At 67.1% G+C, this 16,111-nt stretch carries 13 protein-coding genes; 7 read left to right on the forward strand and 6 right to left on the reverse strand.

From position 1 onward, the window contains the following. Positions 1 to 34: 34 nt before the first annotated feature. Together H4O10_RS16820 and H4O10_RS16825 are read right to left on the reverse strand one after the other, a co-directional pair. Positions 35 to 481 carry a 3-dehydroquinate dehydratase gene (locus H4O10_RS16820; RefSeq protein WP_004153636.1) on the reverse strand — a complete coding sequence of 149 codons (447 nt, stop codon included), beginning with the start codon at positions 479 to 481 and terminating at the stop codon, positions 35 to 37. A gap of 3 nt (positions 482 to 484) precedes the next feature. Beyond that, positions 485 to 886, reverse strand: coding sequence for a hypothetical protein (locus H4O10_RS16825; RefSeq protein WP_033835527.1), 402 nt, complete (start codon positions 884 to 886; stop codon positions 485 to 487). Positions 887 to 1,061: 175 nt separating this feature from the next. On the opposite strand from H4O10_RS16825, the gene lepB reads away from it, so the two are divergent. Together lepB and H4O10_RS16835 are read left to right on the forward strand one after the other, a co-directional pair. Further along, positions 1,062 to 1,688, forward strand: a complete 627-nt coding sequence (gene lepB / locus H4O10_RS16830) for a signal peptidase I (protein ID WP_005407648.1) — start codon at positions 1,062 to 1,064, stop codon at positions 1,686 to 1,688. 125 nt (positions 1,689 to 1,813) lie between these two features. Beyond that, on the forward strand, positions 1,814 to 3,070 hold the full coding sequence (locus H4O10_RS16835) for an MFS transporter (protein WP_049454208.1): 1,257 nt from the start codon (positions 1,814 to 1,816) through the stop codon (positions 3,068 to 3,070). Positions 3,071 to 3,199: 129 nt separating this feature from the next. Here the strand turns inward: H4O10_RS16835 and H4O10_RS16840 are convergent, their stop codons facing one another. Together H4O10_RS16840 and H4O10_RS16845 are read right to left on the reverse strand one after the other, a co-directional pair. Next, entirely contained in the window at positions 3,200 to 4,117 is a 918-nt protein-coding gene (locus H4O10_RS16840; protein ID WP_049452080.1) for a LysR family transcriptional regulator, read from the reverse strand. A gap of 312 nt (positions 4,118 to 4,429) precedes the next feature. Continuing rightward, positions 4,430 to 5,398 (reverse strand): LysR family transcriptional regulator, encoded by a 969-nt coding sequence (locus H4O10_RS16845; RefSeq protein ID WP_005407651.1) that lies wholly within the window; start codon positions 5,396 to 5,398, stop codon positions 4,430 to 4,432. 110 nt (positions 5,399 to 5,508) lie between these two features. Between H4O10_RS16845 and aceB the strand changes: the two genes are divergently transcribed. The 4 genes from aceB (at position 5,509) to H4O10_RS16865 (ending at position 12,477) form a co-directional block, all read left to right on the forward strand. Then, a complete protein-coding gene (aceB, locus tag H4O10_RS16850) occupies positions 5,509 to 7,131 on the forward strand; it encodes a malate synthase A (RefSeq protein ID WP_049452936.1) in 1,623 nt (540 codons plus the stop codon). A 64-nt stretch (positions 7,132 to 7,195) separates the two neighbouring features. Beyond that, on the forward strand, positions 7,196 to 8,497 hold the full coding sequence (gene aceA / locus H4O10_RS16855; RefSeq protein WP_005407653.1) for an isocitrate lyase: 1,302 nt from the start codon (positions 7,196 to 7,198) through the stop codon (positions 8,495 to 8,497). Positions 8,498 to 8,914: 417 nt separating this feature from the next. Continuing rightward, positions 8,915 to 9,955 (forward strand): GGDEF domain-containing protein, encoded by a 1,041-nt coding sequence (locus tag H4O10_RS16860; RefSeq protein ID WP_024956231.1) that lies wholly within the window; start codon positions 8,915 to 8,917, stop codon positions 9,953 to 9,955. 17 nt (positions 9,956 to 9,972) lie between these two features. Further along, positions 9,973 to 12,477, forward strand: a complete 2,505-nt coding sequence (locus H4O10_RS16865; protein ID WP_049452940.1) for a putative peptide modification system cyclase — start codon at positions 9,973 to 9,975, stop codon at positions 12,475 to 12,477. A 7-nt stretch (positions 12,478 to 12,484) separates the two neighbouring features. Here H4O10_RS16865 and H4O10_RS16870 read toward each other — a convergent pair whose 3' ends face one another. Then, complete coding sequence (locus H4O10_RS16870) at positions 12,485 to 12,796, reverse strand: NHLP-related RiPP peptide (protein ID WP_049452942.1); 312 nt, start codon at positions 12,794 to 12,796, stop codon at positions 12,485 to 12,487. A 133-nt stretch (positions 12,797 to 12,929) separates the two neighbouring features. Between H4O10_RS16870 and H4O10_RS16875 the strand changes: the two genes are divergently transcribed. Further along, entirely contained in the window at positions 12,930 to 14,105 is a 1,176-nt protein-coding gene (locus tag H4O10_RS16875; RefSeq protein ID WP_049452943.1) for a putative peptide maturation dehydrogenase, read from the forward strand. A 21-nt stretch (positions 14,106 to 14,126) separates the two neighbouring features. Here H4O10_RS16875 and H4O10_RS16880 read toward each other — a convergent pair whose 3' ends face one another. Then, a complete protein-coding gene (locus tag H4O10_RS16880; RefSeq protein WP_049452945.1) occupies positions 14,127 to 16,109 on the reverse strand; it encodes an acetyl/propionyl/methylcrotonyl-CoA carboxylase subunit alpha in 1,983 nt (660 codons plus the stop codon). Positions 16,110 to 16,111: the final 2 nt, after the last annotated feature.

Consider the following 16,111-nt stretch of genomic DNA (forward strand, 5'->3'; position numbering starts at 1 on the left):
CCGGCACTACCGGGTGCCGGGCACAGCCCGGCCATCACGTCCCCACGTGTACCCGGTTGGCTTGTTCGGCCAGCCCCAGGTGATCCAGCGCGATGTCCAGCGCCAGCACATAGCTCTGCGCACCGTAGCCGGCGGCGATGCCCAGGCGCTGGCCGACACCGGCCGGCAGGCACGGCTCGGCCACCGCGCCGTCGTCATGTACTTCCACGTAGGCGTTGTGCAGGTAGGGCAGCAGGCGCTGAAGACGCAGGCTGTTGGCACACGCACCCGGGTCCAGCAGCGTCACCTCGCCACGGCTGTGGTCGGCCACGCGCAGGGCGTCCAGCAGTTCCTGTTCCGAGCCGCAGGCGCGTATCGCCACGCTGGTGCCGGCGTCGATTGCCCGGTGCACCAACGACTTCAGTACCGGTGCCGGCAGCGGCATGGCGGTACGGATCAGCGCACCGGCGGCTTCCGGGCCACGGATGATGAAGATCGACATGGCTCAGCCCTCCTGCGCCAGGCGGCGGCCGACGATGGCCAGCGACAACGGATAACCGGCCTGCTGGCTGCGCTGGTCGATGACCACCGCCGCGGGGCCATGCTGCAGTCGCAGGCGCGACTCCAGGCCGGGCTCGCTGGGTGCCTGCAACTCGATGTACTGCGCCGGCAGCCGTTCCAGCGCCGCCTGCAGCGCACCGCCCTCGGCCTGCCATTGCGCCTCGTCGGCCACGCCGACATCCAGCAGCACCCAGTCGGCCGAACGCGCCTGCGGCTGGCACAGGCACTGGCGCACTTCGGACAGGCTGGCGCAGTCGCTGCACAGTACGCGATGGCCGCTCAGCTGCGCCGGCAATTGCGGGCGCGGCGCGGACGAAGATGCGTGGCGGATCACCAGGAGGGTCATACAACACCTTGCGGAATGCGCCCTGTGGCGCGGTGGGCACACGATGCGCGCGCTGGCCGTAAAGGTGCGATGCCGGCGGCCGGTCCCGCGCGTAAAACCTGCGTAACCCGGCGCTACCGGGAACCTCTCCCCCCATGTGTGGTCTGATGCAGCTACCACCCACCCGGAGCCTGCCATGGACGCCGTTGCCCGCCCTCCCTTTTCCGATCGCGCGCTGGCCTGGCTGAAAAAGGAGGCGCTGCCGTTGCTGGTGATGCTCGGCCTGCTCGCCGCCGCCCGCGATACCCTCGCCAACCACTACGTGGTGCCCAGCGGTTCGATGCAGCCGACCCTGCAGCCCGGCGACCGGGTGGTGGTGGACATGCGCGCCTACGGCCTGCGCCTGCCATTCACCAGCAGGGAGCTGATGTCCACCGGCACGCCGCAGCGCGGCGAAGTGGCGGTATTCGATTCGCCAGCCGACGGCACCCGCCTGATCAAGCGCGTTGCCGCAGTGGCCGGTGACCATGTGCAACTGCACGAAGGGCACCTGACCATCAACGGCCAGCCGCTGCAGACTGCGGACCTGCAGGATGTGGAAGCCTTTGGTGAACGCCGTGCCAGCCTCGATCTGGACATGGGGGGCGGCCCGGACATCGCCGACCTGGTGGTGCCGGACGGCAAGGTGCTCGTGCTGGGTGACCACCGTGGCAACAGCTTCGATGGCCGCTTCTTCGGCTTCGTCGATGCCGACAAGGTCTACGGCCGTGCGGTGGCGGTGTACTACCGCCGCGGCGACGGTTTCGAGTGGCAGCGCCTGTAAGCTGAATTGATACTTCTTGAGTATCAATCCTGACTTATCAGGTTATGGATCGACTGGATGGACGGGCCTTAGTCTGAGGCCCGTTCCCTCCCACGCCCGGCCGTCCCCACCGGCCTTTCGATTCCATGACTGGCGAAACTGCGGCGGCCGTTGAAGGCCGTCCCTCCACTCTCGATACCGGCACCGACACCCGCATCCAGCAGGGCACCCCGGCCTTCCGCCGCACCGCGATGGCGCTGTTCCTGGCCGGCTTCTCCACCTTCGGCCTGCTGTACACGGTGCAGCCGCTGCTGCCCGAGTTCAGCCGTCACTTCGGCGTGTCCGCCGCCGGCAGCGCGATGTCGCTGTCGTTGACCACTGGCACGCTGGCGGTGGCGATGCTGCTGGCCGGTCTGCTGTCCGACGCGGTCGGCCGTCGCCCGTTGATGATCGTTGCGCTGTTGGCGTCGGCCATGCTGTCGCTGTGCACCGCGCTGGTGGACGACTGGACCACGCTGCTGGTGCTGCGGACCCTGCTTGGCCTGGCGCTGAGCGGCGTGCCGGCGGTGGCGATGACCTACCTGGTCGAGGAAATGGACGGCCGCGCGCTGGGCCTGGCGATGGGCCTGTACATCGGCGGCAACGCCATCGGTGGCATGAGCGGGCGCCTGCTGGCCGGCATCATCGCCGACCATTGGGGCTGGCGCTGGGGCATCGGCGTGGTCTCGATCATCGCCGTGGCCAGCACCGTGCTGCTGTGGCTGCAGCTGCCACCGTCGCGGCACTTCCATGCCCGTCGCGGCGGCCTGCGCCAATTGCCGTCGCGCTGGCGCACGCTGTTCGCCGACCCGGGCCTGCCGTGGCTGTTCGCCACCTCGTTCGTACTGATGGGCGTGTTCGTCACCCTCTACAACTACCTGGGCTATCACCTGCTGGCGCCGCCCTACCATCTCAGCCAGACCGTGGTCGGGCTGATCTTCAGCGTCTATCTGGTGGGTACCTTCAGTTCGGCGTGGATGGGCCAGCAGGCCACGCGCTACGGACGCGGCCGCATCCTGTCGATCTCGTTCGCGCTGATCGGCGCCGGCATCGCGCTGCTGGCGATGCCGTGGCTGAGCACGATGGCGCTGGGTATCGCACTGGTGACCTTCGGCTTCTTCGGTGGTCATTCCGTGGCCAGCAGCTGGGTTGGAAGCCGCGCCGGTGCGATGCGTGCGGAAGCCTCGGCGCTGTACCTGTTCGCCTACTACCTGGGGTCCAGCGTGCTGGGCGGTGTGGGTGGCCTGGCCTATGCAGCCTGGGACTGGCTTGGCGTGTGTGCGTTCGCCGCCGCGCTGACCCTGATCGGCGGTGGCATCGTCTGGACGCTGCAGCAGCGCGCGCCACAGCCGGTCACGGCGTGACCCAACGCACGGTAGTGCCGGCCGCTGGCCGGCAACCACGGTGTGGCGGGTTTGCCGAGGTAGAGTCGACTGTTAGTCGACTGCTCTTCCATCAGATCGCGAAAACCCCGCGCTGCGCGCGATAGTCGACTAACAGTCGACTCTACCGGCGAATGCCCCGCGCAGCAGCGTGGCGAAATTGCGGATCAACGGGGTTACCCGTTCGCGATGCCACGCCAGCTGCACTTCCGAATGGGCACCGGCATCGGCCAGTGCGACGAAGCGCGATCCTTCCACCCGGATGTGATCGCACGACGACGGCAGGATCGCCGCGCCCAGGCCCGCGGCGGCCAGGCTGATCAGCGTCGAGGCTTCACCCGCCTCCTGCACGATGCGCGGTGTGAATCCGGCAGCCGCGCACAACGCGATCATGTGGTCATGGATGCCCGCGCCGGCACTGCGCCGGAACGCCACGAATGGCTCCTGCGCGAAGTCGCGCAGCGACAGCGTGCCCTGCTTCGACAGTCTGCGCAGGGCAGGATGGTCGGCATGCACGATCAACGCCAGCGGATCGACGAACAGGCTGTGCGCCACCAGTTCCGGCGGCAGCGCACGCTTGCGGATGATGCCCACGTCCAGTGAGCCGTCGAGCAGCGCGTCGATCTGCTGCAGGGTGTTCATCTCGCTCAGCTGCAGCCGCACCTGCGGATACTGCTGGCGGTAATGCAGGATCGAACGCGGAATCTGCGGCGACAGCGGCGTGGCGCGGGTCAGGCCGATGTGCAGTTCACCCTGCTCACCGCGCTGCGCGCGCTGTACCTCGTCCACCGCCGCTTCCACCTGCTGCACGATGGCGCGTGCACGTTCCTGCAGTAGTTCGCCCGCAGGCGTCAGCTGCACGCGGCGATGGCTGCGCACGAACAGGCGCGCGTCAATCAGTTCTTCCAGCTGGCGGATCTGTTGGCTGAGCGGCGGCTGTGACATGCCCAGCCGCTCCGCCGCCTGGCCGAAGTGCAGCGTATCGGCGACGGCGAGGAAGTAGCGCAGGTGGCGGAGTTCGATGGACATGCGCCCAGTCTATGCATCGCCGGCCGGAAATGAATCAGAGATGGGGTCAGAGCCCGTTGCACAGCAACGGGCTCTGACCCCGTGCCGACCAACGGTCGGCACCCACCAACAGCAGCGACCAACTGTCAGAGGCGGGGCGGTGTGGGTGGGCAGGACCGTTGGCGCCATGGATGGCGCCATCGAGCCCCCATGGACGGGTTTACGGCGTGTCCTGCCCACCCACACCGCCCTGCCATCCCACGGATAGCCGGCTTCTGCTGTTGCTTCGGCTTTGGCTTCGGCAGGTGCAGGGCGCAGCCCTGCCGAACCCCCTCACCGCTCCGAATGCCCGCTCTGGTCGTAATCGCGCGGGCTGAACAACTCCGGCTGGATCAGCTCGATGAACGCCCGCGCCTGCGCCGACAGCGCCTTGCCCCGGCGCACGATCACCCCGTAACTGCGTTCCGGGAACCAGCGCTTCATCGACCGCGCCGCCAACCGCTCGCGGTCGGCCTCGTTCAGGCACAGCGCCGGCACGATCGAAATGCCCATGCCCATCGCCACGTACTGCTTGATCACCTCCCAGCCGCCGACCTCCAGTGCCACGGTGTAGGCGATGCGGTGGCGCTGGAACACCTGGTCCACCAGCCGGTAGGTGATCTGCCGCTTCGGCGGCAGTACCAGCGGATAGCGCGCGATGTCGGCCAACTCCAGCTCGCCGCCACTGGCCAGCGGATGATCGTGCGGTGCGATCAGCACCTGCTCGAAGCGGTAGGCCGGGGCGTAGCTCAGGTCGGCCGGCACATCGGTCATCGAACCGATCGCCAGGTCGGCGGCATCCTCGCGCAGCAGGTCGGTGCCGTCGGCGCTGATCGCGTTGTGCAGGGTCAGACGCACGTCCGGGTGATGCAGGCGGAAGCGTTCGACGATCTTCGGCAGCAGGTAGAGGATGGTGGAACTGTTGGCGGCGATGTTCAGTTCGCCCGCATCCAGGCCGCGCACCTTGTCGCGGAAGCGCGCCTCCAGCCCGTCCAGGTTTTCCACCAGTGGTTGCGCCATTTCATACAGCAGCTGGCCCTCGCGGCTGGGCACCAGGCGGCGCCCGCTGCGCTCGAACAGCGGCACCCCCAGCTCCCGTTCCAGCGCCTGCAACTGAAGGCTGATCGCCGGCTGGCTGACGAAAAGTGCCTCAGCCGCCCGTGAGACCGAACCCAGGCGCACGGTCTGGCAGAACGCGCGCAGCGGCTTCAGCCGGTCGGATTTGTAGGAAAAACGTGGACTTGGCGGGGTGCGTGTGCTCATCGTGTCACGAGTATTAGCACAACTTATGTAGAACATTGCAAAAACTGTTTTGCCAAATACTCGGGCCCAGCGGCACCGTGGAGTCGTTCCCCCACCGCTGGAGTCGCCCCATGTCCGCCGTCGCTTCCGCTGTTCCCACCCCTGCCAGCAAGGCCACCCCCGGTATCGCCCTGGCGACCCGCGTGGCCGGCCAGGACACCCTGCTGCCGGCGCCGTTGCTGGCCCTGCTGGTGTCGCTGCACCGCGCGGTGGAACCGGGCCGGCAGGCACGGCTGCAGGCCCGCCGCGAGCGCCAGGCGTTCTTCGACCAGGGCGGCCTGCCGGACTTCCGCGAAGACACCACCGCGATCCGCAACGGCGACTGGCGCGTTGCCCCGCTGCCGGCCGCGCTGCAGGACCGCCGCGTCGAGATCACCGGCCCGACCGACCCGAAGATGGTCATCAACGCGCTGAACTCCGGCGCCAAGGTGTTCATGGCCGACTTCGAGGATTCGACCTCGCCGACCTGGCGCAACCTGCTGGCTGGCCAGCAGTCGCTGGCGGCGGCGGTGCGCGGTGACCTGCAATTCACCGCTGCAAATGGCAAGCACTACAGCCTGCGCCCGTACGACGAGCAGGCGGTGCTGATCGTGCGCCCGCGCGGCTGGCACCTGGACGAAAAGCACGTGGCCATCGACGGCCAGCCGCTGGCCGGTGGCCTGTTCGACGCGGCGGTGTTCGCCTTCCACAACGCCCGCACCCTGCAGACGAAGGACCGCGGCCCGTACTTCTACCTGCCCAAGCTGCAGAGCATGGAAGAGGCGGCGCTGTGGGAGACCGCGCTGTCGCACATCGAAGGCATGCTCGGCCTGCCGCATGGCCAGATCAAGGTGACGGTGCTGATCGAAACGCTGCCGGCGGTGTTCGAGATGGACGAGATCCTGCACGCGCTGCGTGACCGCATCGTCGGCCTGAACTGCGGGCGCTGGGACTACATCTTCTCGTACCTGAAGACCTTCCGCCGCCACGCCGACCGCGTGCTGCCCGAACGCGGCCAGGTGACCATGACCCAGCCGTTCCTGAAAGCGTATTCGGAGCTGCTGATCCAGACCTGCCACCGCCGCGGTGCGCATGCGATGGGCGGCATGGCCGCGCAGATTCCGATCAACAACGATGCCGCCGCCAACGAACAGGCGATGGCCCGTGTGCGCGCCGACAAGCTGCGCGAAGTCACCGCCGGCCATGACGGCACCTGGGTTGCACACCCGGCGCTGATTCCGGTGGCGATGGCGATCTTCGACGAACACATGCCCGGTGCGAACCAGCACAGCGTGCTGCGCCAGGACGTGCGCGTCGGCCGCGACGAACTGATCGCACGGCCGCCGGGCACCATCACCCGCGCTGGTTTCGAAGGCAACGTGGAAGTCTGCGTGCGCTACCTGGCCGCTTGGCTGGATGGCAACGGCTGCGTGCCGATCCACCACCTGATGGAGGATGCGGCCACCGCCGAGATCAGTCGCAGCCAGCTGTGGCAGTGGCTGCACACGCCGGGCCAGCAGCTGGACGACGGCACCGCGATCGACCTCGCGCTGCTGGATTCCACCCTCTCGCAGCTGCCGGCACGGCTGGGCGATACCGCCGCGCTGCCCGGTGGCGCACGCATCGGCGAGGCCATCGCCCTGCTCGGCGAACTGAGCCGCAGCGACGAACTGACCGATTTCCTGACCCTGCCGGCCTACGCGCGCATCGACTGACTGACTGCCCGCAAACCCGCCGTTTCCCTCCCCGTTGCACGCACGAACCGAACTGGAGAAAGACATGAGCAAGCTGCCCACTGCCGAACAGATCCAGCACGACTGGGATACCAACCCGCGTTGGGAAGGCATCCAGCGCAACTACAGCGCCGCCGACGTGGTCCGCCTGCGCGGCACCGTCCACATCGAGCATTCGCTGGCCCGCCTGGGTGCGGAGAAGCTGTGGGCATCGCTGCATGAGCGCGAGTTCGTCAACGCGCTGGGTGCACTGACCGGCAACCAGGCCATGCAGCAGGTCAAGGCCGGGCTGAAGGCGATCTACCTGTCCGGCTGGCAGGTGGCGGCCGACGCCAACCTGGCCGGCCAGATGTATCCGGACCAGTCGCTGTACCCGGCCGATTCGGTGCCGGCGGTGGTCAAGCGCATCAACAACACGCTGCTGCGTGCCGATCAGCTGCACCACGCCGAAGGCAAGGATGACATCGACTTCCTGCAGCCCATCGTGGCCGACGCAGAAGCCGGTTTCGGCGGCGTACTCAACGCCTTCGAACTGATGAAGGCGATGATCGAGGCCGGCGCCGCCGGCGTGCATTTCGAAGACCAGCTGGCGTCGGTGAAGAAGTGCGGCCACATGGGCGGCAAGGTGCTGGTGCCGACCCGCGAGGCCATCGAGAAGCTCAACGCCGCACGCCTGGCCGCCGACGTGCTGGGCGTGCCGACCCTGCTGGTCGCGCGCACCGATGCCGAGGCCGCGGATCTGCTGACCAGTGACATCGACGGCAACGACCGCCCGTTCACCACTGGCGAGCGCACCGTCGAGGGCTTCTACAAGACCCGCAATGGCCTGGACCAGGCGATCAGCCGTGGCCTGGCCTACGCGCCATACGCCGACCTGGTGTGGTGCGAGACCGGCAAGCCGGACCTGGAATTCGCACGCAGGTTCGCCGAGGCGATCCATGCGAAGTTCCCGGGCAAGCTGCTGGCCTACAACTGCTCGCCCAGCTTCAACTGGAAGAAGAACCTGGACGACGCCACCATCGCCAAGTTCCAGCGTGAGCTGGGCAGCTATGGCTACAAGTTCCAGTTCATCACCCTGGCCGGCTTCCACGCGCTGAACTACGGCATGTTCAATCTGGCCCACGGCTACGCACGCCGCCAGATGAGCGCGTTCGTGGAACTGCAGGAAGCCGAGTTCGAAGCCGCCGAGCGTGGCTTCACCGCGGTCAAGCACCAGCGTGAGGTTGGCACCGGCTACTTCGATGCCGTGACCCAGGCGATCCAGCAGGGCCAGTCGTCGACCACCGCGTTGACCGGCTCGACCGAAGAAGAACAGTTCCACGGCGGGCGCAGCGAACGCGCTGCGTGATGCGGTAGTGCCGGCCGCTGGCCGGCACCCACGTGCGCCTTCGGGCACTACGGAGAAGCCGGCCAGCGGCCGGCTCTACCGGGGTCGCGAATCCGATCAGGGTGGCCAGGGAAGGGCCAGGCAACGCCGGCCGGTCGGGGGACTTGCCGGCGTTGTTGTATCGATGGAAACGCGATGAACGCATGCAGCGTCAATCCAGCGCACCCCACAGTCCGGCAACTTGGCCGAAACCCTGTGAAGGTGGCCATCAGATTGATCCGGAACGACTTTTCCCTGGACCGTGGCGGGCAGAACGGCCACCGTGCGCCTTCACACCGGGAAAGCGGACCACACGGCTCAAAATGAGATAGGGCGCACATTTTAAAGCGGTGCTATGCTCCGCGGCTCACCAGGGGACGCTGGCGGCGGGTGCAGGGAATGACCGGCAGGGGTGCGGCCGAGAACAGTGATGTGACGTCAGGTATCGCCCGGGTGGCGATGGCCGAGATCGTGCATGCGCTGCTGTCCGATGCCGAGGTCGCATTGTTCGCCAGATTTGCCCGTCCACGCAAGCTTCATGCCGGGCAGTGGCTGTTCCAGCGTGGCCACCGTGGCGAGCGCATGTACGTGATCCTGGAAGGCCAGATCGAACTGGACTTCGGCGAGGACCTGGTGATCAAGACCCTCGGGCAGCAGGAGTTCTTCGGTGAGCTGGGCCTGCTGGTGGGTGATCACCCGCGCAGCGCCAGTGCGCGCGCTCTGGTGGACTGCGAGGTGCTTGAGCTGGGGCCCGCCGACTTCCATCGTCTGGTGGAATCCGATCCGGGCCTGGTCGCCTACTTCCTGCGCCGCACGATCATGCGCGTGCTGACCAACGAACAGGCGCTGATCAGCCAGCTGCGCCGGCGCAACCATGATCTGGAAACCGCGCTGGACAATCTGTACATCACTACCCACCAGCTGACCCACACCCGTGAACTGGTGCGTACCGATGAACTGACCGGGCTGCACAACCGCCGTGGCCTCACCCTGTACCTGCAGGAATGCCGCGCCGATGGCAGTGGGCTGCCGCAGGCGCTGCTGCTCATCGACTGCGACCGCTTCAAGCAGATCAATGACCGCCATGGCCACCAGGCCGGCGATCGCGTGCTGCAGAGCATGGGCAACATCCTGCGCTCGATGGCCGGTGAGCAGGACCTGGCCTGCCGGCTCGGCGGTGACGAGTTCTGCCTGATCCTGCGTCGTGGCAACCACGAGATCGTGCAGCACGCGGCAGAGTTCATCCTCAGCGCGGTACACGGCCTGCTCGAGCGCAGCCACGGCACGCCGCACGTCAGCCTGGTCAGCATCGGCGCCAGCCTGCTGGACCCGGATGCGGGCTGGAGCGAGTGGTACGCCAGCGCGGATCGTGCGCTGTACCAGGCCAAGCGTGATGGTGGCAACTGCCTGCGTTGGGCAGACGCAGTGGACTCACCCTAGATCGGGAGACAGAGGCGATGAATGGCGACAACGGAACGTCGGCGCCGCACAACCAGCAACTGCGCGCCCTGCTGTTCACCGACCTGTGTGACTCGCTGCTGCTGGTCGAACGCATCGGCGATGTCGCTGCCGCCGAACTGTTCCAGGAACACGACCGGCTGGTGCTGGCGCTGCAGCAGCGCTGGAACGGCCAGCTGATCGATCGCTCCGACGGGCTGTTCATGCTGTTCGAGCGCCCGATCGACGCGCTTGGCTTCGCATTGGATTACCAGCGTGGGCTGCAACCGCTGGGGCAGAGACACGAGATCCATCTGCAGGCGCGGGCCGGTCTGCATGTGGGCGATGTGCTGACCTGGGAGAACAGCGCCGAGGCAGTGCGGGCTGGCGCCAAGGCGATTGAAGTCGAAGGCCTGGCCAAGCCGACGGCGGCGCGCCTGATGCAGTTGGCACGTCCGGGCCAGATCCTGCTTTCGGCGGTGGCCGAATCCATCGTGCGTCGCTCCAGTGGGTCGCTGGGCGCGATGGCTGAAGGCCTGCAATGGCGATCGTTCGGGCGATGGCGCTTCAAGGGCGTGAGCCAGCCAGCCGAAGTCTACGGCGTGCAGGCGGCGGGCATGCCCACCCCGGGGCGGCTGCGGCACACGGCCAAGGCCCGGCGTGATCTTCCGTTGTGGCGCCGTCCGCTGGCGATGGCGGCGCAGGCCGCCGTACTGCTGGCCGCAGTGCTTGGTGTCTGGTTGCTGACCCGGCCACAGCCGGCCATCGCGTTCGCCGAACGCGACTGGGTGGTGCTCGGCGGGCTGCATAACCTCACCGGCAATCGACTGCTCGATGACGCCCTGGACCAGGCGTTCCGGATCAGTCTCGAGCAGTCCCGCTACGTCAACGTCGTCAGTGACGACCGCGTCGGCCGCACCCTTGAGATGATGCGGAAACCGCCGGATCGCGGTGTCCGTGAACGTGGCGATGCCGCCGCTGTGGCGGTGCGCACGGGCGCCCGCCTGGTGTTCATGCCATCGGCGACCGATGTCGGCGGCCGAACCCGCTTCAGCGTGGAGGTGGTCGAGCCGTCGACGCTGCGCACCCTGGCCGTGGTATCCGCCGATGCGAAGGCCGGTGCAGTACTGGCGGCGGTGGACGATGTTTCGCGCCAGCTGCGTGATCGCCTGGGCGAAGAGCCCGCATTGATCCAGCGCGACAGCCAATCCCTGCCGGAGGTGACCACGGGCAGCATGGATGCGTTGCGTGCGTTTGCCTTGGGCCAGAAGCGCTACGTGCGCGGTGACTACAAGGGAGCATTGGCGTTTTACCAGCAGGCCACGGAAATCGATCCAGAATTCGCACTGGCATGGCTGGGACAGACTCGCAGCCATTTCGCGGATGCGGATTTCTCCCGTGCCGCCAGCGTGTTGAAGAAGGCACAGCGATGGTCCCGACATCTGACCACACGTGAAGCGCTCTACGTGCGCAACTGGACCCTTCATCTGGGCGACCCCGACCGCGCAACCGATGGATGGATGCAGATGGCCGAGTTGTATCCGGACTATCTGCCGGCTGCGAACAATGCTGCGATCAGCCTCTATTGCGAGAACCGTTTCAGCGAAGCACTGCCGCTGGCGCAACGCGTTGCGATGAGCCAGGTCGATCTATTGGGCGTTGGCCAGGATCAGTACGGCCGCATCCTGCTGGCAATGGGGCGGTTCGATGAAGCAGACCGCGCGCTTTCCGTTGCAGCGGCCAGCGGCTGGCAGGGAGCACTGATGCGACAGGCGACCGTTGCAGCGGCGCGAGGCGACCTGGCACGGTCCCTGGGCTTGTTGCAGAAGATCGACGCCAGCGACTATCACGCCGACAACATCCGCATTTCCGTCCAGCTGGACAAGGGTGACATCCAGGCCGCGCTGTGGAATGCCGAGCGCGGCATGCAGCGGAGCTACGCCATGCCCGGTGTTGACCGCTTCAACTTCTATGTTCCCCTGGCCGTCGCGCGATTGCAGGCGGGCCAGCATTCAAGCGTCGGACCGCTGCTGGATGAGGCGATCCACCGGACATTCGAAGGCATCGAATCAGTTCCCGTGGTCGATGCCGTTGATCGTATCGTCACCGCCCAGGCCGCGGCACTTGTAGGGTTGCGCATGGGGGACGCCCGCTACGCCAGGCAGGTCGAGCGTCGCTGGGCTTCGTTGCAGAGAAAGCCGGAAAGCGCCGTCATCCGCGAATTCGATGCTGTGCTGGGCGCGGAGAGGCTGCGCGCATCAGGTAAACCGCTGCAGGCACTCCAGCTGCTCGAACCCTATCTGGGTGCTCGCTCGCGGGTGCAATCGCGGGTCGCGGCGATGAAGGCGGCCCGCGATGCGGGCTTGGATGCCCAGATGCTCGACCAGAAGCGTTGGCTGGCCTCCAACCCCGGCCTTGCGTACGCAGAGATCGAATGCAGTTACTGCCTGCAGGCGATGAACGTGCTGGATGTGCGCGAGGCTGCCCGGCCTTTGCCCGCAGCGGAGACCAGGCCCGAAGGGTGAGCGGTTCTCAGCGGAGCGTACGCGGGGAATTACCTGTGTTGCCGTTCTCGAGCATTGGCACGGTGTAGGCCGTTCCACTGGACAGCATCGCGACGATCTGCGCGTGTGCCTGCTCGATGACGGCTTTGTCCGCCAGCTCGATGGAGGCACAGCACATGGCGACGAACTGGCTCAGCTCGGCCGGATCTGCAGGAACGTGGCCGGCTTCCAGCAACGCCGCCTCCGGCGACTGGGTGAAACGGCCGCGGAATGCGTCATCGGTGGCGAGCAGGTTCACAAGATTCTGCGCGACGGCAGGTTCCAGCTGCAGGGTGGGCATGGTGGGGTCCGGAAACGTCGATATGGAACCTTGATGTCGGCGCAGGGGAGCGCTTCTTGAGTGACCGCCGCGCTGCCATCAAGGAATCGCGGTATCGCTCGATAACGTGGCAGGAATATCCAAAGGAAAGAACATGCAGGTCAGGCGCTGTTCGGTACTGATGATGGAGCTGCGGGAAACGGTAACGTTCGACCTGCAGGGCCTGATGCAGGGCGGTGATGGGCTTCGTCGCAGGCAGGCCTGGCTTGCGCTCGCGCCGCACTTGCCCGAACCGGTCGAACTGGATGCCAGGCAGCAGGCCTGGCTGGGTCGGCTCAGCCCCAGCGCATGGCAGGAGGTCGCGGTGGATAGCGAGGAGGCGGGGATGGTGTCGCCCCTGCAGCAGGCAGGGCTGGTGTTTGTCCAGGGCAGCGCGACGGATGCAGCGTCGATTGCCGACGAGGCATTGCGCTCGACCTACTGGCACCCGCTTGCTGCCGTGCTGCACGCATTCTCGCGCTGGGATGGGGTGGATGCCGTCGGCAACATGCGCGCGTCCAGGACCGAGACGGCCGTGCAGATGCGTGAAACACTGGGAGCGCCGCCTGCGACCACGGTGTCACGTTGCAGCGAAGGCGCCATTGCGCTGCCCAGGGCCGAGCCGGCAGCCTTCGACACGCTGCTGGCCCGTCGCGCAACCTGTCGCAACTTCGACTGGCAGCGACCGCTGCCGCTGCCGATGCTGGCGCGGATGTTGCAGCGGACCTTCGGCAGTACCGGAGAACACCGTGTCGGCGAGGACCTGGTGTTCATGAAGAAGAACGTGCCCTCCGGTGGCGGGCTGCATCCCATCGAGGCCTATCTGGTGGTGCAGCACGTCGAAGGGCTGCCGGCGGGCCTGTACCACTATCGCGGCGATACCCATGTGCTGGAGCCGGTGGCCTCGGACAGCGAGGTGGACCGTGACTTCGTGATGGATGTTGTGGGCCAGCAGCACTGGTTTGCCGATGCGCACGTGCTGGTGATCCTGGCGCCGCGCTTCGACCGTACATTCTGGAAGTATCGCCAGCACGCGAAAAGCTACCGCGTCATCGCCCTTGAGGCGGGCCATCTGTCCCAGACACTGTATCTGGCCGCGACCGACGATGGCCTGGGTGCGTTCATCACTGCGGCAATCAACGAGAAAGCAATCGAGCGTGCCCTTTCCTTGGATCCCGTCACCGATGGCGTGCTCGCTGTGTGCGGCTTCGGCTGGCGCGCCGCGACCATGACCACGACCGAGCTGGACCCTGCAGGCACGATCTGGAACCTTGAAGACCGCGCGGGCTGACCCCGCGCGGCCTCTGCTGCATCACGCCGCTTCGAAGTCCACCAGTACCGCGCCATCACCCACCTGGTCGCCGGCCTTGGCGCGATAGCCCTTCACCGTCCCATCCGCCGGTGCCTGCAGGGTGTGCTCCATCTTCATCGCTTCCAGCACCACCAGCGGCGTGCCGCGCTTGACCTCGGTACCGGCGGCGACCAGCGTGGCGACGATCCTGCCCGGCATCGGCGCCAGCAGGCTGCCGGCATCCGCCACGGCGTGGTCCGATTCGCCCACCGGATCGTGCAGGGTGAAGCGGTGCTGGCCGTCGGCGCCGAACAGGTACAGCTGGTCACCGTCGCGCAGCAGCTGCAGCGACCAGCGGCGTTCGCCCAGCTGCACGGTAAGATGCTGCGCATCGGCTGTGCCGATCACCTGAACCGGCGCGGCGTCATCGCGCTGCACGCGCCAGCCATCGGCCTGTGCCCACACTTTGAGCGTGTGCTTGCGTTCGCCCTGCTGCAGCGGCAGCACGCGCGGTGCCGATGCGCCGAGGCGCCAGCCATCCTGGGCCTGCCATGGCGAATGCGGGTCGCGCGCGTCGGTGCTGGCACCGGCAGTGCCAGCAACCGCGGCCACGGCGGCCAGCTGCCACAGGGCATCATCCGTTTCGCCCACTGCACTCAATGCCGCCTGTTCGCGTTCGATCAGCGCGGTATCCAGCCTGGCGTGCGCGAACGAATCGGTATTCACCAGCCGGCGCAGGAAGCCGGCATTGGTGGTCACGCCTACCACCTGGCAGTCGGCCAGCGCCTGGCTCATGCGGCGCAGCGCGGCATCGCGGTCCACGTCCCAGACGATCAGCTTGGCAATCATCGGGTCGTAGTACGGAGTGATGCTGTCGCCTTCCTCCACGCCGGTATCCACGCGCACATGGGCCGACGGGATTGGCAGGCGCAGGCGGCGCAGGGTGCCGGTGGAGGGCAGGAAGCCACGGTCGGCATCTTCGGCATACAGGCGCGCTTCGATCGCGTGGCCGTGGATGGCCAGCTGCTCCTGGCGCAGCGGCAGCGGCTGGCCCGAGGCCACGCGCAGCTGCCATTCCACCAGGTCGGTACCGGTGATGTACTCGGTGACCGGGTGCTCGACCTGCAGGCGGGTGTTCATTTCCATGAAGTAGAAATCGCCGTCCGGGCCGGCGATGAACTCCACCGTGCCCGCACCTTCATAGCCCACCGCGCGCGCGGCATCGACCGCCGCCTTGCCCATCGCCGCACGACGTTCCGCGCTCATGCCCGGGGCCGGCGCTTCTTCCAGCACCTTCTGGTGGCGGCGCTGCACCGAGCAGTCGCGCTCGAACAGGTACACCGCGTCACCGTGGCTGTCGCCGAATACCTGGATCTCGATATGACGCGGGCGCTCGACATACTTCTCGACCAGAACGTGGTCGTTGCCGAACGCCGAGGCCGCCTCGCGCTGGCAGCTGGCCAGCGCATCGACGAAGTCCTCGCTGCGCTCGACCTTGCGCATGCCCTTGCCACCGCCACCGGCGCTGGCCTTGATCAGTACCGGGTAGCCGATGGCGTCGGCCTGCGTGCGCAGGAAGTCCGGTGCCTGCTGATCACCGTGGTAGCCCGGGGTCAGCGGTACGCCGGCCTTGGCCATCAGCGCCTTGGCCGCGCTCTTGTCGCCCATCGCGCGGATGGCGCTGGCCGGCGGCCCGATGAAGGTGATGCCGGCGGCGGTGCAGGCATCGGCGAAGTCGGCATTCTCGGACAGGAAGCCGTAGCCGGGGTGGATGGCCTGCGCGCCGGTCGCGCGTGCCGCGTCGAGCAGCGCATCGCCGCGCAGGTAGCTCTCACGCGCGGCGGCCGGACCAATGCGGATGGCTTCGTCGGCCAGGCGCACGTGGCGCGCGTTGCGGTCGGCATCGGAATACACCGCCACGGTGGCGATGCCGAGGCGGCGGCAGGTGGCGATGACGCGACAGGCGATTTCGCCACGGTTGGCGATCAGGACTTTGGTGAACATGG

The organism is Stenotrophomonas sp. I18B00994, assembly GCF_014145825.1.
GTDB classification, from domain to species: domain Bacteria; phylum Pseudomonadota; class Gammaproteobacteria; order Xanthomonadales; family Xanthomonadaceae; genus Stenotrophomonas; species Stenotrophomonas maltophilia.

What these genes read in the sequence shown, in the direction of transcription:
- H4O10_RS16820 (WP_004153636.1), bottom strand. Translation starts at nt 481, where the DNA reads ATGTCGATCTTCATCATCCGTGGCCCGGAAGCCGCCGGTGCGCTGATC.
- H4O10_RS16825 (WP_033835527.1), bottom strand. Translation starts at nt 886, where the DNA reads ATGACCCTCCTGGTGATCCGCCACGCATCTTCGTCCGCGCCGCGCCCG.
- lepB (WP_005407648.1), top strand. Translation starts at nt 1,062, where the DNA reads ATGGACGCCGTTGCCCGCCCTCCCTTTTCCGATCGCGCGCTGGCCTGG.
- H4O10_RS16835 (WP_049454208.1), top strand. Translation starts at nt 1,814, where the DNA reads ATGACTGGCGAAACTGCGGCGGCCGTTGAAGGCCGTCCCTCCACTCTC.
- H4O10_RS16840 (WP_049452080.1), bottom strand. Translation starts at nt 4,117, where the DNA reads ATGTCCATCGAACTCCGCCACCTGCGCTACTTCCTCGCCGTCGCCGAT.
- H4O10_RS16845 (WP_005407651.1), bottom strand. Translation starts at nt 5,398, where the DNA reads ATGAGCACACGCACCCCGCCAAGTCCACGTTTTTCCTACAAATCCGAC.
- aceB (WP_049452936.1), top strand. Translation starts at nt 5,509, where the DNA reads ATGTCCGCCGTCGCTTCCGCTGTTCCCACCCCTGCCAGCAAGGCCACC.
- aceA (WP_005407653.1), top strand. Translation starts at nt 7,196, where the DNA reads ATGAGCAAGCTGCCCACTGCCGAACAGATCCAGCACGACTGGGATACC.
- H4O10_RS16860 (WP_024956231.1), top strand. Translation starts at nt 8,915, where the DNA reads ATGACCGGCAGGGGTGCGGCCGAGAACAGTGATGTGACGTCAGGTATC.
- H4O10_RS16865 (WP_049452940.1), top strand. Translation starts at nt 9,973, where the DNA reads ATGAATGGCGACAACGGAACGTCGGCGCCGCACAACCAGCAACTGCGC.
- H4O10_RS16870 (WP_049452942.1), bottom strand. Translation starts at nt 12,796, where the DNA reads ATGCCCACCCTGCAGCTGGAACCTGCCGTCGCGCAGAATCTTGTGAAC.
- H4O10_RS16875 (WP_049452943.1), top strand. Translation starts at nt 12,930, where the DNA reads ATGCAGGTCAGGCGCTGTTCGGTACTGATGATGGAGCTGCGGGAAACG.
- H4O10_RS16880 (WP_049452945.1), bottom strand. Translation starts at nt 16,109, where the DNA reads ATGTTCACCAAAGTCCTGATCGCCAACCGTGGCGAAATCGCCTGTCGC.